The sequence below is a fragment of the Paenibacillus sp. Marseille-Q7038 genome, assembly GCF_965111595.1.
Genome location: NZ_CBCOOM010000001.1, coordinates 2,777,901 through 2,793,083 on the forward strand (window position 1 = coordinate 2,777,901; position 15,183 = coordinate 2,793,083).

Genomic DNA, 15,183 nt, shown 5'->3' on the forward strand with positions numbered 1-15,183 from the left:
AAGCAAACAAAAACCGGCATTTCTGCCGGTACTTTTCCTATGAAATATCCAAAATAAGGATTACTATACAAGAAGGATTACTATACACGATAGTGTGTTAATTTACGGAAAATACCGCTAACCATAATACATACAGCCGCGATGACAGGGATCAGTCCCTGATATCCAGACAGGTAATCCTGCAGCCAGATGCCTAGTTTAGGATCGCGGAGCAGCATCTCTCCTGCCGTATACGCTAAGATTGCAGAACCTGCAAATACGAGAATCGGATATTTCTGCAATAAAGTTACGATAATTCCGCTCCCCCATACGACGATAGGTATACTTATTGCAATTCCTATGACGATCAGAGCAAGGTCTCCATCTGCGATTGCCGCGATCGCTAAAACATTGTCAAGACTCATCACAAAATCTGCAACAAGAATCGTTTGAATGGCACTCCATAGTGTGGAGGACTCACGGACATTCACCTCTCCTGTATCTTCGAGTAGCAGCTTGAATGCGATATAAAGAAGCATCAGTCCACCTGCTGCTTGAATGTACGGAATTTCGAGAATAAGCACAGCAACAAAGGTTAGGATACACCTTAATAAGACAGCCCCAAATGCGCCCCACCATACAGCTTGTCTTCTTCTAGGTTCCGGCAGATTGCGACTTGCTAGTGCAATCACAACTGCATTATCTCCGCTAAGCACAAGATTGATCATAAGTATTTGTGCCAGCAACCATAACTCGTTCATACGTTACGAACACCCCCATACATTAGATGTATGTTCACATTGCCAAGCCTATGCTTGACGATGTTCAGGCAGAGGAATATAATGAATTCCGATTTATACCAAGCAGAGTGTTTTAATCAAAGGAGTGACCTACATGAATTTCAGCGAGTTTTTAGTCAGCTTGCTGCAGGTTGTATTCATCGACCTTATATTAGCCGGCGATAATGCAATCGTCATCGGACTCGCTGCCCGAAATTTGCCTCAGGAAACTCAAAAAAAAGCGATTTTATATGGTACCGGCGGTGCTGTCTTGATTCGGATTGCAGCTACGGTCGTCGTACTCTGGCTGTTGCAGATTCCTTGGCTGTTACTTGTAGGAGGCGTGCTTCTAATCTGGATCGCCTATAAGCTGCTCGCTGATCAAGGGGACGAGCATACGGAAGTAAAAGCAGGCGTTTCTTTATGGACAGCAGTAAAAACGATCGTTATTGCCGACGCAGCTATGGGTATCGATAATGTCATCGCTGTGGCAGGTGCAGCAGAACAACATTTACTTCTCGTTGTGCTTGGATTGTTAATTAGTGTGCCGATTATTGTTTGGGGAAGTACGCTGTTTATTAAGCTCATCAACCGCTTTCCGTGGATTATTTTCCTGGGTGCTGGGGTCCTCGGTTATACCGCTTCCAACATGATTACAGAAGAGAGAATGCTTGAACCCTTCTTTACTGCACATCCTGTAGTACGTATTCTATTTATTGTGTTTATCATTGCAGGTGTACTGTTCGCAGGCTATCGTAAACAAAAAAATGCGAAGCACGGTCAGCAACATTCTTATTCATAGGATCCATAACAATAAAAAAAGAGCTGTCTCAATACATCAAGCGATGTTAGAGACAGCTCTTTTACTATAATAATTACAACCAATCCTCATCAATCGCGCTGGATTCGGGCTCCTTGCCGTCTCCAAGCGTGATCGTTTCCGTATTAGCTACGGCTTGTTCTAATAATTCAGACAAATTATCAATAGATGCTTCTAACTTCTCTACAATCCGAAGATTTGGATTAGTTGCAGGAGATTTAGGAACAAATAAAGTACAGCAGTCCTCATATGGCAAAATGGATAATTCATAGGTGCCAATTTCCTCTGCTATTTTTACAATCTCTACCTTGTCCATCATAACAAGCGGCCGCAAAAGAGGCAGTTCCGTTGCTCTTCCGATGACATTCATACTGCCAAGTGTCTGACTCGCTACCTGACCTAGACTATCCCCGCTAACAATAGCCAAGGCTCCTTCACGTTCTGCCAGCATCGTTGCGATCCGGAGCATGGAACGCCGCATTAAGGTAATGATCAGATTGTCTTGCCCCAATTGGGTAAACGAAGTTTGCACCTCTGTAAAAGGAACGAGATGCAGTTTGATTTCACCTGAATATCCAGCCAGCACTCTAGCAAGGTCAATGACTTTGTCCTTAGCTTTTTGGCTAGTAAAAGGAAAACTGAAAAAATGAACAAGTTCGAGTTCCAATCCTCTTTTCATAGAAGACCAAGCTGCTACAGGCGAATCAATTCCTCCTGATAACAACATCATTGCTTTGCCATTCGTCCCTCTAGGAAAACCTCCTACAGCAGGGAAAGATTCAAAAAAGAGGTACGTTCCTGTATCTCTGATTTCAATTTTTAGTTCGATATCCGGTTTTCTCACATCTACCTTAAGTTCTTGGAACCTACGCAGTAAAGGTGACCCTACCAGATGATTCATTTCATGAGAGGAGTGTTCAAACCCTTTCCAGACGCGTCTGGCATTCACTTTAAATGTAGTGCCCTGGGCAGGGCGCATCTCCTCCATGAATTCAAGGGAAGTTTCTACGATTTCATCCAGTTCTGAGGCTGTTACCTTGACAGGACTGATCGAAACAAGTCCAAAAATCTTTCGTAAATCCTCTATTACAGCCAGATAGTCATGTCCACCAAGCCCGACGTACATACGCCCATATTCTTCTACAATGGTTGCTCCCGGGTATGCAGTAAGCTTAGATTCCACATGACTTTTCATTGATTTTTCGAATCGTCTGCGGTTTTTACCTTTTAACGTAAACTCCCCAAAACGAAGTAGTAGCATGTCGTATTTCATGGTTTAGCGGTTCCACCCTTCAAAATTAGCCAGTCTTTTCTTCATTTCACGTAGTGCGTGTATTAATTGATCCATATGTTCATCATTATGAACATCTCCGAGACTAATGCGGATTCCCGAACGCGCAGCTTCTTCTGATTTTCCCATCGCCAGCAGTACTCTGCTCGGTTCTGTATATTTAGAGGAACAAGCTGACTGAGTTGAAACAACCACACCTAGCTGCTCAAGTGTATGCAGTATTACCTCTGCTTTCATGCCCGGATAAGAAAAATGCACAATATGGGGTGCACCTTCAGGAAAGCTGTTCAGTTCCCATTCGGGATAACGACGAATTTCCTCCATCAAACGATTTCTGAGCGGGATCAGGCGAGCGGAAAGATCGGATCTATTTTCTTCTGCTAAACGAATGGCTTTCGTCATACCAGCGATCAGCGGAATATTCTCGGTTCCGGCCCGAACTCCCCCTTCCTGTGAACCACCTGACATCAGCGGAGCAAGTTCAAGACCTGCTCTAACATAGAGAAGTCCCGCACCTTTTGGTCCACGTATTTTATGGGCAGATATACTATATAAATCAATCCCGGAGTGTACAAGATCTACCTTCATTTTGCCAAAAGCCTGAACTCCATCTACATGAAAAATAACCTTTGGATGTCGTTTCTTAAGTTTGCGCCCAATCTCTGCAACGGGATGAATGGCACCCGTTTCGTTATTAACATGCATTATGCTTACTAAGATGGTATCTTTTCTTATTGCATTAAGTACATCTTCCTCATTCACCCGGCCTTTGGAATCCACCGGTAGATAAGTGATATCATACCCCATTCGCTCCAAAAACCGAAAACTCTCATATACAGATGCATGCTCTGTTTTCGTTGTTATCATATGTTTTCCGCGGGAATGATAACGCAAGGCAACCCCTTTTATCGCCATATTATTACTTTCTGTAGCTCCCGAGGTAAAAATAATTTCAGATGCTTTCACACCCAGTGTTTTCGCGCAGACTTCACGTGATTTGTTGAGCAATTTTTCAGCGTTTTCTCCATATCCATGAATAGAGGAAGCATTCGCATAATGTCGATTCATCACTTCACTGACGGTCGTGATCACATCAGGATATGGCGGAGTGGATGCTGCATAATCAAAATAAAGCAATGGTATCACCTCCTTAGACACAAGGTCTTTCTTCGTATTTAAAAAGCAAAAAGACCAATGAAAGAAAGGTCTGTTCCCATGACCTTCTCATCTGATCTTCTTCGCAGATCTATACAGTTATAAAATAATCAGACAGTGTATTTCGCCTGGGCCTGTTCTATTTTAGTAATATAGCGCTGCGTTTCAAGCGGTAAACGGTTCATTACCGTCATCAGTTCCTCGTCGGTGTCAACACCTAAGCGGCCGACTCTGCCTGGACCTGCATTATAAGCTGCAAGAGCCAGCTTCTCCTCACCGTTAAAACGCTGAAGCTGATAAGATAAATATCGTGTGCCCGCATCTATACTTTGGGCCGGATCAAAAGCATTCGTAACCCCTAATCCTGCCGCTGTACCATCCATAAGCTGCATAAGCCCTTTCGCCCCAGCACTAGATACCACATTTGGATTAAAGGAAGATTCCGTATCAATAACCGCTTTGATCAAAGACTCAGATACGCCGTATTTTTGACTTGCCTGCTTAATTAATGCATCGTAATCTGTGGAAATCCCTTCACGGGCTGCGGATACAGCATCGGAAGAAGTTCCCGAAGCAGCACTTACATTACTCGGCTCTTCTGTAACTGTTCCATTTCCAAGGTGCATCCATAAAAGTCCATCTTCACGATTCGAAATCGTTCTTGAACTGGACTGCTCTGGAGTCTGCCCTACTTGTCCCAATACTTGTTCAAAAGATGCCGTATGATTGCTGTCATTTGAACCTGAATTCGACGACTGAGAAGGTGAAGATAAGTCATACCATAGGGTATTCCTCACCGGATCAATATGCATGTATAAATGGCCTCCCATTTGTTTTGTCCATGCTCTATTGTACACGCTACGAACTAGAAGTGCCAAGACCTGTTTTTACTGTACGAATCTTGAATTACAAAAACAGGCAACCCTGAAATACAGAGATGCCTGCCAATACATTTTCTACCGATAGTAAGTGAATATGACAAGAAAGGAGTAACTAAGAAGCGCGGCGATCCCGATGCCTACCGCCCATCCTCCGACCGTTCGTCTTCCCTCTTTAAAGGCATAGTAACCAAGGACGATTCCGATTGTACCAAGCACAAAAGACCATACAAATAAAGAGATAAAAGATACGGCAAGTCCAAGGTATCCGATCCGATAGGAGGTGAGGTTTTCTGTCACGGTCCCCTCTTCTTTACTTTCTGCCGGTTTGTCATATCTTTTCTGACCGGAAAGTGGAGAGGTTAATTCAGCCGCATATTCTTCTTGCTGTCCAGGCCCGTGCTGATGATCTTTGCGTGGATAGTCAACTCGTTCTCTAACTGGCTTTACATCGTATTTTTTGGAATCCGTCATAATGCAGGCACCTCCGAACCAATAAAGCTTTCCAGGGTAAAGGTACTTTTCAAATAAAGTGTAATGCGCTGATCCAATGATTAATGTTTAGGTTTAAAAGTATGGCAACAAGTCGCAGAAGAAGTAGTAGCTACATCTTTATGCTCGGAGTCAAAGGTTTCACCTGCATACTCTTCTTTCAGGTGCTTTGTTGCATAAGCATCAATATTGATCATAATTAAATCTGCTTTGCAAAAATTTTCTTCACCCCAATAGGAACAGTTAGATACGCTGCATCTTACAATTGGTTTATCACTCATTGTTATCACCTCATTACTATCGTTCCCCTTTCTAAAGTGGTTATGCACAGCCTCTTTTTCTTCTTTATTATGAAAAAATAAAAAAGCCGCACACGGCGGCTTCATTGTATCTATAAGATTTTACGTAAACACTAGGCGTGATTGCGCTGATTTTGCATTCTTCGTTGTGTCAGATAATCACTTTCATAATAATTGAGATCATCTCTAAGCTCTTCATAAGTTTTTGTTATTTCCATAATAATGTCACGTGCTGAGCGAACCGGTTTTAGACGGAAACGAATTGCATCTTGTCCTGTATAAGCATAACGTCCATCTTCAGAATAGCACTCATTTCTTGGATAAAAGAAACTGTTCACACTTTGATGGTACAAATGGTATAGAGCTTTTTCTGCGAAATCAACGTCAAAATTCGCACGTCGTAATACAGTGCCCAGTTTCTCATAAGAAACTTCGGAAAACACGAGCAAATGGCGTAAGTCAGAAAGAAAACCTTGGTAAAATAGTACAGTTTCCTCATCTTGATCAGCAGACAGCTGAGCAAGTGAATTTTCATTCAGAAACGTTTCTAACTTTTCTATTGCAGGTTTCAATTTCTCTCGTGCGGATTCACATAACTTCTGCACATTAGCTGACATAAAGGTAGTTCCCCCTTAAAGAAATAAGTCCTTATAGACCTCTTGTACAATGATCTGCATTTTGAATCAGACAGTTACCAGTAATTCTCAGATATTATCCTATCATAAAATAATAACAAGCGGTACTTAAATAAAACTTGTGGATGAAGTTTTTGAATTTCCGAGTCATATCCGTATAAAATAGGCTTTTCCTCCTCACGCTAAAGAGACCTGATCCCACTTAAATTAGCAGGAGGAATTTAGTTTACATGAGGAAAAATAAATGGATTTACTTGGCCCTTATTGTGGCCGCTTCTGTCTTGGTTATTACCCTACTCTTACCTTCTCAGGATAAGAACAACACAGCAGAACCGCCTGCTCCAAAACAAGAGCATCAGCTTAAACAGCAATATAAATCTCAGGATATTCAGACGACGGAGCGTTTATCACGAATGGATGCTGAGCAGCATTTGCACAATATGCTCAAAGAGCTAAAACTAGCAGACGAAACAGAGATCACTTCCTACATGGATAAGCTCCAGTCCTCTCACCATCAGCTGCATACGCTGATTTGGATGAATCTTAAGGATGGAACGTCTACATCTTATTCCACTCAAAAGAACAAGAAAAATTCTGTTCTCGATAAGAATCAGCAGCTGATGTCCAGTATTAAATCGGCCAAACAAGCAGTACGTAAGCATAAGTCTTATGAATCTAATTCTATGCTGCTCGGAGAGGAGAAATACTTCGTTGTCGGTCAACCTTCCCTAGATGGTAATCATGCCGCTGTTGCCGTGATGAGCCAGCATATTCTTAATGATGTAGAAGAACATCAGCGCCGCAACCTGCGTATGATTCCTTATCCAAAAGAAGGAAAGTATAACGTTAATACCGTACTTCCTGGGTCGTTAAAAGGAGTTACGGTAAAAACAGGACATGACAACCAAAATGCAAGTCATTATTATGAGAATGAAATTGTCATTCGCTTTAATGAGGACCTCTCAACAGACAAAATGGAACAGATTAAAAAAGAAATTAAACTGGATCATGTTCATAAAATGGGTGAAACCTATGTATTCAAATCAAAGGATAAAAACTACGAAGCTTTAGTGTCATACTTTAAGAAGAACTGGGATCCTATGTATACGGAGCCTCACTATCTGTATCTAACTAACGAGTCATCCGATGATAACTTAAGTGTTGGCAACATTCCGAACGATTTACTCTTCTCCCGATATCAATGGAACCTCCCTGCAACGGAAACCAATAAAGGTTGGTCTTTGTCCAAAGGTAGCGATAATGTTACCATTGCAGTCGTTGATACCGGAGTAGATCTTGATCATCCGGACCTCGAAGGACAGTTTGTTGAAGGCTTTAATGTCGTTAATCCCGCTCAGAAACCGTATGATGATGTAGGGCATGGAACGCATGTCGCTGGTATCATCTCTGCCAAAGTGAATAATAGTGAAGGTGTGGCAGGAATGACCTGGTACAACAAAGTGATGCCGGTCAAAGTACTCGATTCTTCTGGATCAGGTACAACTTACGCCGTAGCTGAGGGAATCATATGGGCTACTGATCATGGGGCAAAGGTAATTAATATGAGTCTCGGAAATTATGCGGATGCACAATTCCTACATGATGCAATCAAGTATGCCTATGATCGCGATGTCGTTCTTATTGCAGCAACCGGAAATGATAATACGGAACGCCCTGGTTATCCGGCAGCGTACCCTGAAGTTTTTGCGGTATCTGCCACGGATGCGGCAATGAGACGAGCTGATTTTTCGAATTACGGAGATTATATTGACGTGGTGGCACCTGGAGCAAGCATCGCCAGCACTTATCCTGGAAATCAGTATGCTGCCCTGTCTGGTACATCCATGGCAAGCCCCCATGTGGCTGCTCTAGCCGGACTAATTCGCTCCGTTAATCCCGATCTCAGTAATGAAGAGGTGATGGATTTAATGCGATCAAGCGTTATCGATCTTGGAGATTCAGGATATGATAAATATTTTGGATATGGACAAATTGATGTATATAAAGCACTCGAAAAAGCAGGAGCGAATGTGAAGGAAGACAGTCCTCTTCAATTCTGGCCGCAAAACTTACGAAACAAAATGGAAGATACGGTAAAAAAATATGTAAAATAGCTTTACTAAAATATAAAAAAAAGAGCAGACGAGGTAGCCTAAGCCTCTGGTCTGCTCTTTTTCATTCTTACTATCTACGGCGATTTGGACCGCAACAACCGCCACCGAGGTTACCCATTTGTCCTTCTTGATCACTTTCGACTACAGCCCATTCGTGTTTCGGAACAGGAATAACATGATGTTTGTTTATGATCTCTACAGGGTGAATAATCGGTTGAATCGCTTTATGATAGTGATTTTTCACAACATGAACAGGATCACAAACAATTGGCTTCAGGACTGGACAATGCTTTTTCATATGGTGATGACCTTGATAACTCATAACTCAACAACTCCTTTTCTTGTGATAATATAATCTATTCGAAAGCGTCTTATCGGATTGGATGTTTGTCTCCTAATGACAAAAATATATGTAGAAATAAAAAAAACGGCAGAATGCCATCCTTTATGAGGATCAACACTGCCGTTTGTATTTACATTGTTAATGTTAACTGTTGTCAGTTAGGAAAGTTTTCCGTAAGCCGGGTTCTGTACTCTTCGTGGTATCACGGGAACTACCCTCCCACTTCAAGCGACAATCATCTATCTAGGCCATTCATTGCTGAACAGCTCAAGCGACCAACCTAGACACGCCTCGGGCTAAGGCTGTCACAAGTGACTGTGTCTCTTTAGGTCTTGCTCCAGATGGGGTTTACCAGGAACGAAGTCACCAGCGTTCCTCGGGGTCTCTTACACCTCGGTTCCATCCTTGCCTGTGCTGGCGATAAACCAGCCATCGGCGGTCCATTTCTGTGGCACTATCCTTCAACTCGCGTTGACTGGACGTTATCCAGCATCCTGCCCTATGGAGCCCGGACTTTCCTCTCGTGGCAACAAGGCCACCAGCGATTGTCTGTTAAACTTTCCAAAACAACATTACATATTATACTCGGAACTCTTGCTTCATACAAGTGCAATTCCTGGGATTTATGTGATTACACAAATTGAAATGGTTCTGTGTTGATTTCGGAAGCATGTACATTCGTTTCATATCGATTTTGTTCAAGTTTAGAACGCAGCCATTTGGCTGTATTAGGCTTCATAATTTTCTCAATATTATGTCCTGGATCAATAATCGCAATCCCCGCCATCAAAGCATCTTGAGCCGTATGGTAGTCGATGTCACCCGTTACGATTACGTCCGCACCTTTGAACAGAGCAGGATTTACATACCGGCTTCCTGAACCTCCAAGCACAGCTGCTTTTTTTACAGTGCGGTTCAAATCACCAACAACACGAACGGTTTTGACATCGAACTGTTCTTTCACCGTATCTACAAGTGTATGCAGGGAGACAGATTCAGCCAATTTCCCCACTCTACCCAGACCAAGCGAACGTCCTTTTAAGTCCATGTGATAGAGATCATAAGCTACCTCCTCGTAAGGATGTGCTTTTAACATAGCCTGAACGACTTTGCTCTTGACAGACCCTGGAACGATCGTTTCAATTCGCACCTCTTCTACGCGCTCCATTTGACCTTCTGAGCCAATAAAAGGCTTAGTCCCTGCTCCAGGTACAAAAGTTCCTACACCGTCTATATTGAAGCTGCAGTGGCTGTAATCACCGATAGCACCGGCTCCTGCACCAAGAATAGCCTGCAATACTTTCTCATGATGTGTCTTTGGTACAAATACCACCAGTTTGTATAAGTTTTCTGTATGCAAATCCTCAAGGGGAGATCCATTCTGGATTCCGATGGCTTCTGCCATCCAGTCATTAATTCCGCCTTCTGCGACATCTAGGTTCGTGTGACTAATGTATACTGCAATATCATGCTTAATCAGCTTTTCATATAATTTCCCCATTGGAGAATCGGTTTGAAGTGATTTTAATGGGCGAAATATAATGGCATGATGGGCAATAATTAAATCAGCCTGAATGCGAATGGCTTCATCAATAACCTCTTCTGTTACATCGAGAGCAACAAGAACGTTCTTGATTTCTTTCTGGAGAGTTCCTAGCTGAAGTCCAATTCGGTCATCAGGGACAGCCAAGTGTTTGGGTGCCAGCTGTTCCATATATGAAATTACAGTTTGTCCTTTTGCATACATAACAGTACCTCCTCAATCCGCTTCAATCTATTTTGAATCTCTTCGGCTTTTTCTTTTGCAGCAGGTAAATCCGAGTTAGATAAGGATTTCAGTACATGTTTCAGCTTGTCCATTTCCCAGTGCCATTTCTTAATAAAGACAGGGCCACCTTGTTCTACTAAAAAAGGACCCATGGCGATTAGCTCTTCCTTGCTCAGTTCGATTTCATTTTTCCCAGTACCGATTAATTTCGGTTCATAGATCTCATCATTGGCAATATGTGAGAAATAAGCGGGAACTGCAGCAATAACTTCGTAAATTTTCCCATCTTCTTCGATGATTCGCTCTGCTTCAACGACAAAATCATGTTCATACAACCATCTACGAAGGATATCTTCTCCAACATTAGGCTGCAGAATCAACCGAGTGACACCTTCGAGCCTATGAATGCCCCGATCTAGGATCGCGGCAATCAGTGCTCCTCCCATACCTGCAATAGTAACGGTATCTACTTCGCCTGGTTCGATGACATCAAGACCATCTCCTCTGCGCACTTCAATATTTGCAGAAAGACCAGCACTTGCCACTTGTTTCTTTGCAGCTTCAAATGGACCTTCGTTCAGTTCGCCCGCAATCGCCTTCACAGCTTGCCCGCTGCGTACACAAGCTACCGGCAGAAGAGCATGATCTGAACCGATATCAGCAAGAATCCGTCCCGGATCCATTAGATCATGTAATAGTTGCAATCTTTTTGACAATTTCACTTAACAACACCATCCAGTATTTACTTGATTTACAGTCCAAGAGGACCTTCGCAGTAATGCATTCTCATTTGCAATCAGATAAAAAAAGAGATAAAATAATGTTTATTAGCAAATTCAATACATTAGTTCCAAAAACAAGAAAACTTGTTCGTATTAAGTATAAATAAAGAGGACCTCCTGCCACATCACACAGCAGAAGGCCCACTATTTCAACTATTCAAGAAAATCTTTCAGGCGTTTGCTGCGACTTGGATGACGTAGCTTACGCAATGCTTTTGCTTCGATCTGACGAATCCGCTCACGTGTAACACCAAACACTTTACCTACTTCTTCAAGTGTTCTTGTACGTCCATCATCAAGACCAAAACGCAAGCGAAGCACATTCTCTTCACGCTCAGTCAGCGTATCCAGTACATCTTCCAGTTGCTCTTTAAGGAGCTCATAAGCTGCTGCATCTGCAGGAGCAAGTGCTTCCTGATCCTCGATAAAGTCTCCCAAATGAGAATCATCTTCCTCACCAATCGGTGTTTCCAGTGAAACTGGCTCTTGAGCAATCTTCGTAATTTCTCTTACTTTTTCTACACTCAGATCCATTTCAGCTGCAATCTCTTCCGGAGTTGGTTCGCGTCCCAGTTCTTGAAGGAGCTGACGAGATACACGAATCAATTTGTTAATGGTTTCTACCATATGCACCGGAATACGAATGGTACGAGCCTGGTCGGCAATTGCACGGGTGATCGCCTGGCGAATCCACCATGTTGCATACGTACTAAATTTGAAACCTTTGTTATGGTCAAACTTCTCAACCGCTTTGATTAATCCCATGTTTCCTTCTTGAATTAGATCGAGGAAAAGCATACCACGACCAACGTAACGCTTCGCAATACTTACAACGAGTCGTAAGTTCGCTTCAGCTAGACGGCGTTTCGCTTCTTCGTCTCCATTCATAATACGCTTAGCGAGTTCAACCTCATCATCCGCGGATAGAAGTGGGACACGGCCGATTTCTTTCAAATACATACGCACCGGGTCATTAATCTTGATACCTGGAGGTAAGCTCAAATCATCATCAAAACGAAACTCTTCACTATCATTGTTTTCGGAGTCTTCACTTGGACGAAGTGGGTTCTCCTCATCATTTTCATTTACTACATCGATTCCTAAATCGCTAAGTTGTTCATAAAACTCATCCATTTGTTCTGGATCTTGATCAAATGGAGAAAGTTTCTCCATGATCTCTTTATAGTTTAGCGACGCCCTCTTTTTACCTTGTTCAATCAGTTGGTCTTTTACTTGATCTAGCGTCAATTCTGTCTCTAGTTCAGTATGCTGATCATTCGCCATATTCCGACTCCCTCCTCCCTAGAAACATGCTATGCTAAAAAACAATCACTGTCTCTCTAGGGTTATAATCTCACTTGCAATTTGTGCTGCACGCAAAAAGTCTCCGGATCGTTCGGCAGCAATCATTTCTTCTTTCTTTTGATCAATCTGCCTGAGCACAGGGTATTTAAGCACCTCTCGTATACAATCATCCAGAGCACTCTGATCCCAATGACCAGGAACATCCATCATAATGATGGAGCTCACTGTTTTTTCCAACCGGTCATCCTGAAGGGATAACATGAATAGCCCTGTATCCGGCGCTTTTCCTTGTGCGTAATAAGCATATAGATAAGCAGCAATTGCTGCATGATCGTTAATGTTAAAAGCTTCACCAAGATGTTCATTGACGTACCTTGCAGCTTCCTCGTCTTGAAGCATCCAGGATAGAAGCCTTCTCTCGGCCGCATGATAGGCAGGAAGAAGATTAGGTGTAGGAATCTGCCTATTTTGTTGCCTACCATTATTCCACCTTTTATCAATATTATCCCCAAGCTGCTCGTTTTTTTGTATTTGTTGTCTTTCGAGATTGCATTCTTGCTTTAAGGTCTCGAAATCAACATCTACTTCAGATGAAAGTTCACGAAGATATACTTCCCTTTCTGTCGGTGAAGAGAGGGGAGCTATCAGTTTGATGGCTTCTCGCGAATAAGCGATTCGACCACCTTCTTCTAGCAGTATATGGTTTTTCTTCAGGTTTATAAGCTTAAATTTTATCGGAGACACAGCACCATCAATAATTTGATGGGTAAAGCGGTCCCCGCCATGCTTTCGAATGAATTCATCCGGATCAAGTCCATCGGTTAGAAGCGCAATCTTTACTACAAGACCAGCGGATTCTAAGATGGGCATGTTTTTTAGTGCAGCAGCTTGTCCGGCTTTATCACCGTCATAACAAATAATTACCTCATCACTGAGTGATTTAAGCATCCGCGCTTGGTTTTCTGTTAATGCGGTTCCCATTCCGGCGACACCATTATGAATATCATGCTCCCACGCAGAGATTACGTCTCCATATCCTTCAAACAAAATCGTTTGCCCCTTCTTACGAATCGAAGATTTAGCATCATACATGTTATAAAGGATCCGACTTTTATTAAACAATCTCGTTTCGGGTGAGTTCAGATATTTGGGCTGGCCATCTCCCATGGTCCGTCCCGCAAAAGCAATGACCTTGCCGCTGCTGCTCTTAATAGGAAAAATAATACGATCTCGAAAACGGTCTACATATCCTCCGCCTTCATTTCGAGAAGAAATAAGTCCACCCTTCTCCATTTCGGCAAGAGAAAAAGAACGTTTCTCCAGAAACTGAACCAGCGTATTCCATCCCGCAGGAGCATAACCAATCTGAAAATGATCAATTGCCTTATCGTTCATACCCCGACCACGCAAATATTCTATCGCTGCTTTTCCGTACTCCGTATTTTTGAGTAGATAATGGTATAATTTCGCAGTAAGTTCGTTCGCCTGCAACAGACGCTCCGTTTCCGGATTGTGGTGCGCAACATCACGTCCATGCCAATCCCCAAGAGGGATATGAGTCTCTTCTGCCATCGATTTTACAGCCTCGGGGAAGGTTAATCCTTCGATTTCCATCCTAAATTTGATGGCATTTCCACCCTTGCCGCAACCGTAGCAATAGAAAATCTGGCGTTCTGGTGTAACTGTAAACGAAGGGGTATTCTCTGAATGAAACGGGCAAAGACCCTTCATGTATTTGCCCTGCTTGGTCAGATGTACAAATTTACTTACCGTGTCTACGATATCATGTTGCTGAAGAACTGATTCGATAACACTTTCCGGTATGTTACCCTGTCCGGCACTCATCCTAACCACCTTCATCTCTTAACACGTAAATATAATTCGCTAAACTTACACAAACTCCTGCAAATCTTTCAAAAGTTTTGTCAGTTTATGTTGAAATGTCCTTCGATCCTCCTCTGTGAGTGGCTTCGGACCTTTCCCATAATGACCTCTTTTTCTTGCTTTTGCATGAGTATGTCTAGAATCAAGCAGAAAATCGATGTCCTGATTATCAATTATTTTACCTCGAAAAGTAATAACACTGCATTTCTTAGCTAGAGCCAGTGCAGCAAGTCCATAATCTTGAGTCACAACCACATCATGAGCACGTATATGATTCGCAATGTAAAGATCGGCACTCTGATCGCTGCGATCCACTTGAATTACCGTTACCCCTTCTGCTCCCTCTAATCGGTGATCAAATGAAGATACCATTAGCACATGCATGTCAAACCCATGAGCTGTTTCTGCAATTTCACGTTTTACAGGGCAAGCGTCGCCATCGACGACAATTCGCCTTTGCATATCTCCATCACCCGTCTCATTTTTAAATTCAGTCCGGGATATTATTATATACGCCTGAGACCATCCTAATTCCTGCCCAGGCATGAAATACAGCAAACAAAGAAAATAACACAGGACAGCGATATACGCTGTCCATTAATATATCCTTTGTTTTTCTATATTTATTTTTACGATCTCAAAATCCAGTATAGACCTAG

15 protein-coding genes and 1 other RNA gene are annotated in these 15,183 nt (G+C 42.6%); 2 read left to right on the forward strand and 14 right to left on the reverse strand.

Annotation, left to right across the window (positions count from 1 at the left end; all coding sequences use genetic code 11):
* Window positions 1-80 precede the first annotated feature (80 nt).
* Entirely contained in the window at window positions 81-740 is a 660-nt protein-coding gene (locus ACWPWY_RS13225; RefSeq protein WP_454192106.1) for a TerC family protein, read from the reverse strand.
* A gap of 133 nt (window positions 741-873) precedes the next feature.
* Here ACWPWY_RS13225 and ACWPWY_RS13230 point away from each other — a divergent pair, with 133 nt between their 5' ends.
* The gene (locus tag ACWPWY_RS13230) at window positions 874-1,560 is read left to right on the forward strand and encodes a TerC family protein (RefSeq protein WP_454192107.1); all 687 of its coding nucleotides are present in this window, start codon (window positions 874-876) and stop codon (window positions 1,558-1,560) included.
* 73 nt (window positions 1,561-1,633) lie between these two features.
* Here the strand turns inward: ACWPWY_RS13230 and thiI are convergent, their stop codons facing one another.
* From thiI to ACWPWY_RS13260, 6 genes are all read right to left on the reverse strand, one after another.
* Window positions 1,634-2,851, reverse strand: coding sequence for a tRNA uracil 4-sulfurtransferase ThiI (gene thiI, locus ACWPWY_RS13235; protein WP_454192108.1), 1,218 nt, complete (start codon window positions 2,849-2,851; stop codon window positions 1,634-1,636).
* A 3-nt stretch (window positions 2,852-2,854) separates the two neighbouring features.
* Entirely contained in the window at window positions 2,855-4,006 is a 1,152-nt protein-coding gene (locus tag ACWPWY_RS13240; protein ID WP_454192109.1) for a cysteine desulfurase family protein, read from the reverse strand.
* 128 nt (window positions 4,007-4,134) lie between these two features.
* Entirely contained in the window at window positions 4,135-4,836 is a 702-nt protein-coding gene (locus tag ACWPWY_RS13245; protein ID WP_454192110.1) for a lytic transglycosylase domain-containing protein, read from the reverse strand.
* A 144-nt stretch (window positions 4,837-4,980) separates the two neighbouring features.
* Window positions 4,981-5,376, reverse strand: a complete 396-nt coding sequence (locus ACWPWY_RS13250) for a hypothetical protein (RefSeq protein WP_454192111.1) — start codon at window positions 5,374-5,376, stop codon at window positions 4,981-4,983.
* 80 nt (window positions 5,377-5,456) lie between these two features.
* The gene (locus ACWPWY_RS13255) at window positions 5,457-5,675 is read right to left on the reverse strand and encodes a DUF1540 domain-containing protein (protein ID WP_454192112.1); all 219 of its coding nucleotides are present in this window, start codon (window positions 5,673-5,675) and stop codon (window positions 5,457-5,459) included.
* A gap of 131 nt (window positions 5,676-5,806) precedes the next feature.
* The gene (locus ACWPWY_RS13260; RefSeq protein WP_191798860.1) at window positions 5,807-6,310 is read right to left on the reverse strand and encodes a YpuI family protein; all 504 of its coding nucleotides are present in this window, start codon (window positions 6,308-6,310) and stop codon (window positions 5,807-5,809) included.
* A gap of 248 nt (window positions 6,311-6,558) precedes the next feature.
* Here ACWPWY_RS13260 and ACWPWY_RS13265 point away from each other — a divergent pair, with 248 nt between their 5' ends.
* Complete coding sequence (locus tag ACWPWY_RS13265) at window positions 6,559-8,442, forward strand: S8 family peptidase (protein ID WP_454192113.1); 1,884 nt, start codon at window positions 6,559-6,561, stop codon at window positions 8,440-8,442.
* Window positions 8,443-8,512: 70 nt separating this feature from the next.
* On the opposite strand, the gene ACWPWY_RS13270 is transcribed toward ACWPWY_RS13265, so the two are convergent.
* From ACWPWY_RS13270 to ACWPWY_RS13300, 7 genes are all read right to left on the reverse strand, one after another.
* The gene (locus ACWPWY_RS13270; protein WP_454192114.1) at window positions 8,513-8,764 is read right to left on the reverse strand and encodes a hypothetical protein; all 252 of its coding nucleotides are present in this window, start codon (window positions 8,762-8,764) and stop codon (window positions 8,513-8,515) included.
* Between the two features lie 180 nt (window positions 8,765-8,944).
* An RNA gene (gene rnpB, locus ACWPWY_RS13275) (RNase P RNA component class A) lies at window positions 8,945-9,346 on the reverse strand.
* 70 nt (window positions 9,347-9,416) lie between these two features.
* Window positions 9,417-10,532 carry a Nif3-like dinuclear metal center hexameric protein gene (locus ACWPWY_RS13280; protein ID WP_454192115.1) on the reverse strand — a complete coding sequence of 372 codons (1,116 nt, stop codon included), beginning with the start codon at window positions 10,530-10,532 and terminating at the stop codon, window positions 9,417-9,419.
* Window positions 10,508-11,275 (reverse strand): tRNA (adenine(22)-N(1))-methyltransferase, encoded by a 768-nt coding sequence (locus ACWPWY_RS13285; protein WP_454192116.1) that lies wholly within the window; start codon window positions 11,273-11,275, stop codon window positions 10,508-10,510. Before ACWPWY_RS13285 ends, ACWPWY_RS13280 begins: the two co-directional genes overlap by 25 nt.
* 213 nt (window positions 11,276-11,488) lie before the next feature.
* Window positions 11,489-12,619 (reverse strand): RNA polymerase sigma factor RpoD, encoded by a 1,131-nt coding sequence (gene rpoD / locus ACWPWY_RS13290; RefSeq protein ID WP_454192117.1) that lies wholly within the window; start codon window positions 12,617-12,619, stop codon window positions 11,489-11,491.
* A 45-nt stretch (window positions 12,620-12,664) separates the two neighbouring features.
* Window positions 12,665-14,485 (reverse strand): DNA primase, encoded by a 1,821-nt coding sequence (dnaG, locus tag ACWPWY_RS13295; protein WP_454192118.1) that lies wholly within the window; start codon window positions 14,483-14,485, stop codon window positions 12,665-12,667.
* A 45-nt stretch (window positions 14,486-14,530) separates the two neighbouring features.
* On the reverse strand, window positions 14,531-14,986 hold the full coding sequence (locus ACWPWY_RS13300) for a YaiI/YqxD family protein (protein ID WP_454192119.1): 456 nt from the start codon (window positions 14,984-14,986) through the stop codon (window positions 14,531-14,533).
* Between the last annotated feature and the right edge of the window lie 197 nt (window positions 14,987-15,183).

Coding starts and splice junctions, on each gene's coding strand:
- ACWPWY_RS13225 (WP_454192106.1), bottom strand. CDS start 740: ATGAACGAGTTATGGTTGCTGGCACAAATACTTATGATCAATCTTGTG.
- ACWPWY_RS13230 (WP_454192107.1), top strand. CDS start 874: ATGAATTTCAGCGAGTTTTTAGTCAGCTTGCTGCAGGTTGTATTCATC.
- thiI (WP_454192108.1), bottom strand. CDS start 2,851: ATGAAATACGACATGCTACTACTTCGTTTTGGGGAGTTTACGTTAAAA.
- ACWPWY_RS13245 (WP_454192110.1), bottom strand. CDS start 4,836: ATGCATATTGATCCGGTGAGGAATACCCTATGGTATGACTTATCTTCA.
- ACWPWY_RS13250 (WP_454192111.1), bottom strand. CDS start 5,376: ATGACGGATTCCAAAAAATACGATGTAAAGCCAGTTAGAGAACGAGTT.
- ACWPWY_RS13255 (WP_454192112.1), bottom strand. CDS start 5,675: ATGAGTGATAAACCAATTGTAAGATGCAGCGTATCTAACTGTTCCTAT.
- ACWPWY_RS13260 (WP_191798860.1), bottom strand. CDS start 6,310: ATGTCAGCTAATGTGCAGAAGTTATGTGAATCCGCACGAGAGAAATTG.
- ACWPWY_RS13265 (WP_454192113.1), top strand. CDS start 6,559: ATGAGGAAAAATAAATGGATTTACTTGGCCCTTATTGTGGCCGCTTCT.
- ACWPWY_RS13270 (WP_454192114.1), bottom strand. CDS start 8,764: ATGAGTTATCAAGGTCATCACCATATGAAAAAGCATTGTCCAGTCCTG.
- ACWPWY_RS13280 (WP_454192115.1), bottom strand. CDS start 10,532: ATGTATGCAAAAGGACAAACTGTAATTTCATATATGGAACAGCTGGCA.
- rpoD (WP_454192117.1), bottom strand. CDS start 12,619: ATGGCGAATGATCAGCATACTGAACTAGAGACAGAATTGACGCTAGAT.
- dnaG (WP_454192118.1), bottom strand. CDS start 14,485: ATGAGTGCCGGACAGGGTAACATACCGGAAAGTGTTATCGAATCAGTT.
- ACWPWY_RS13300 (WP_454192119.1), bottom strand. CDS start 14,986: ATGCAAAGGCGAATTGTCGTCGATGGCGACGCTTGCCCTGTAAAACGT.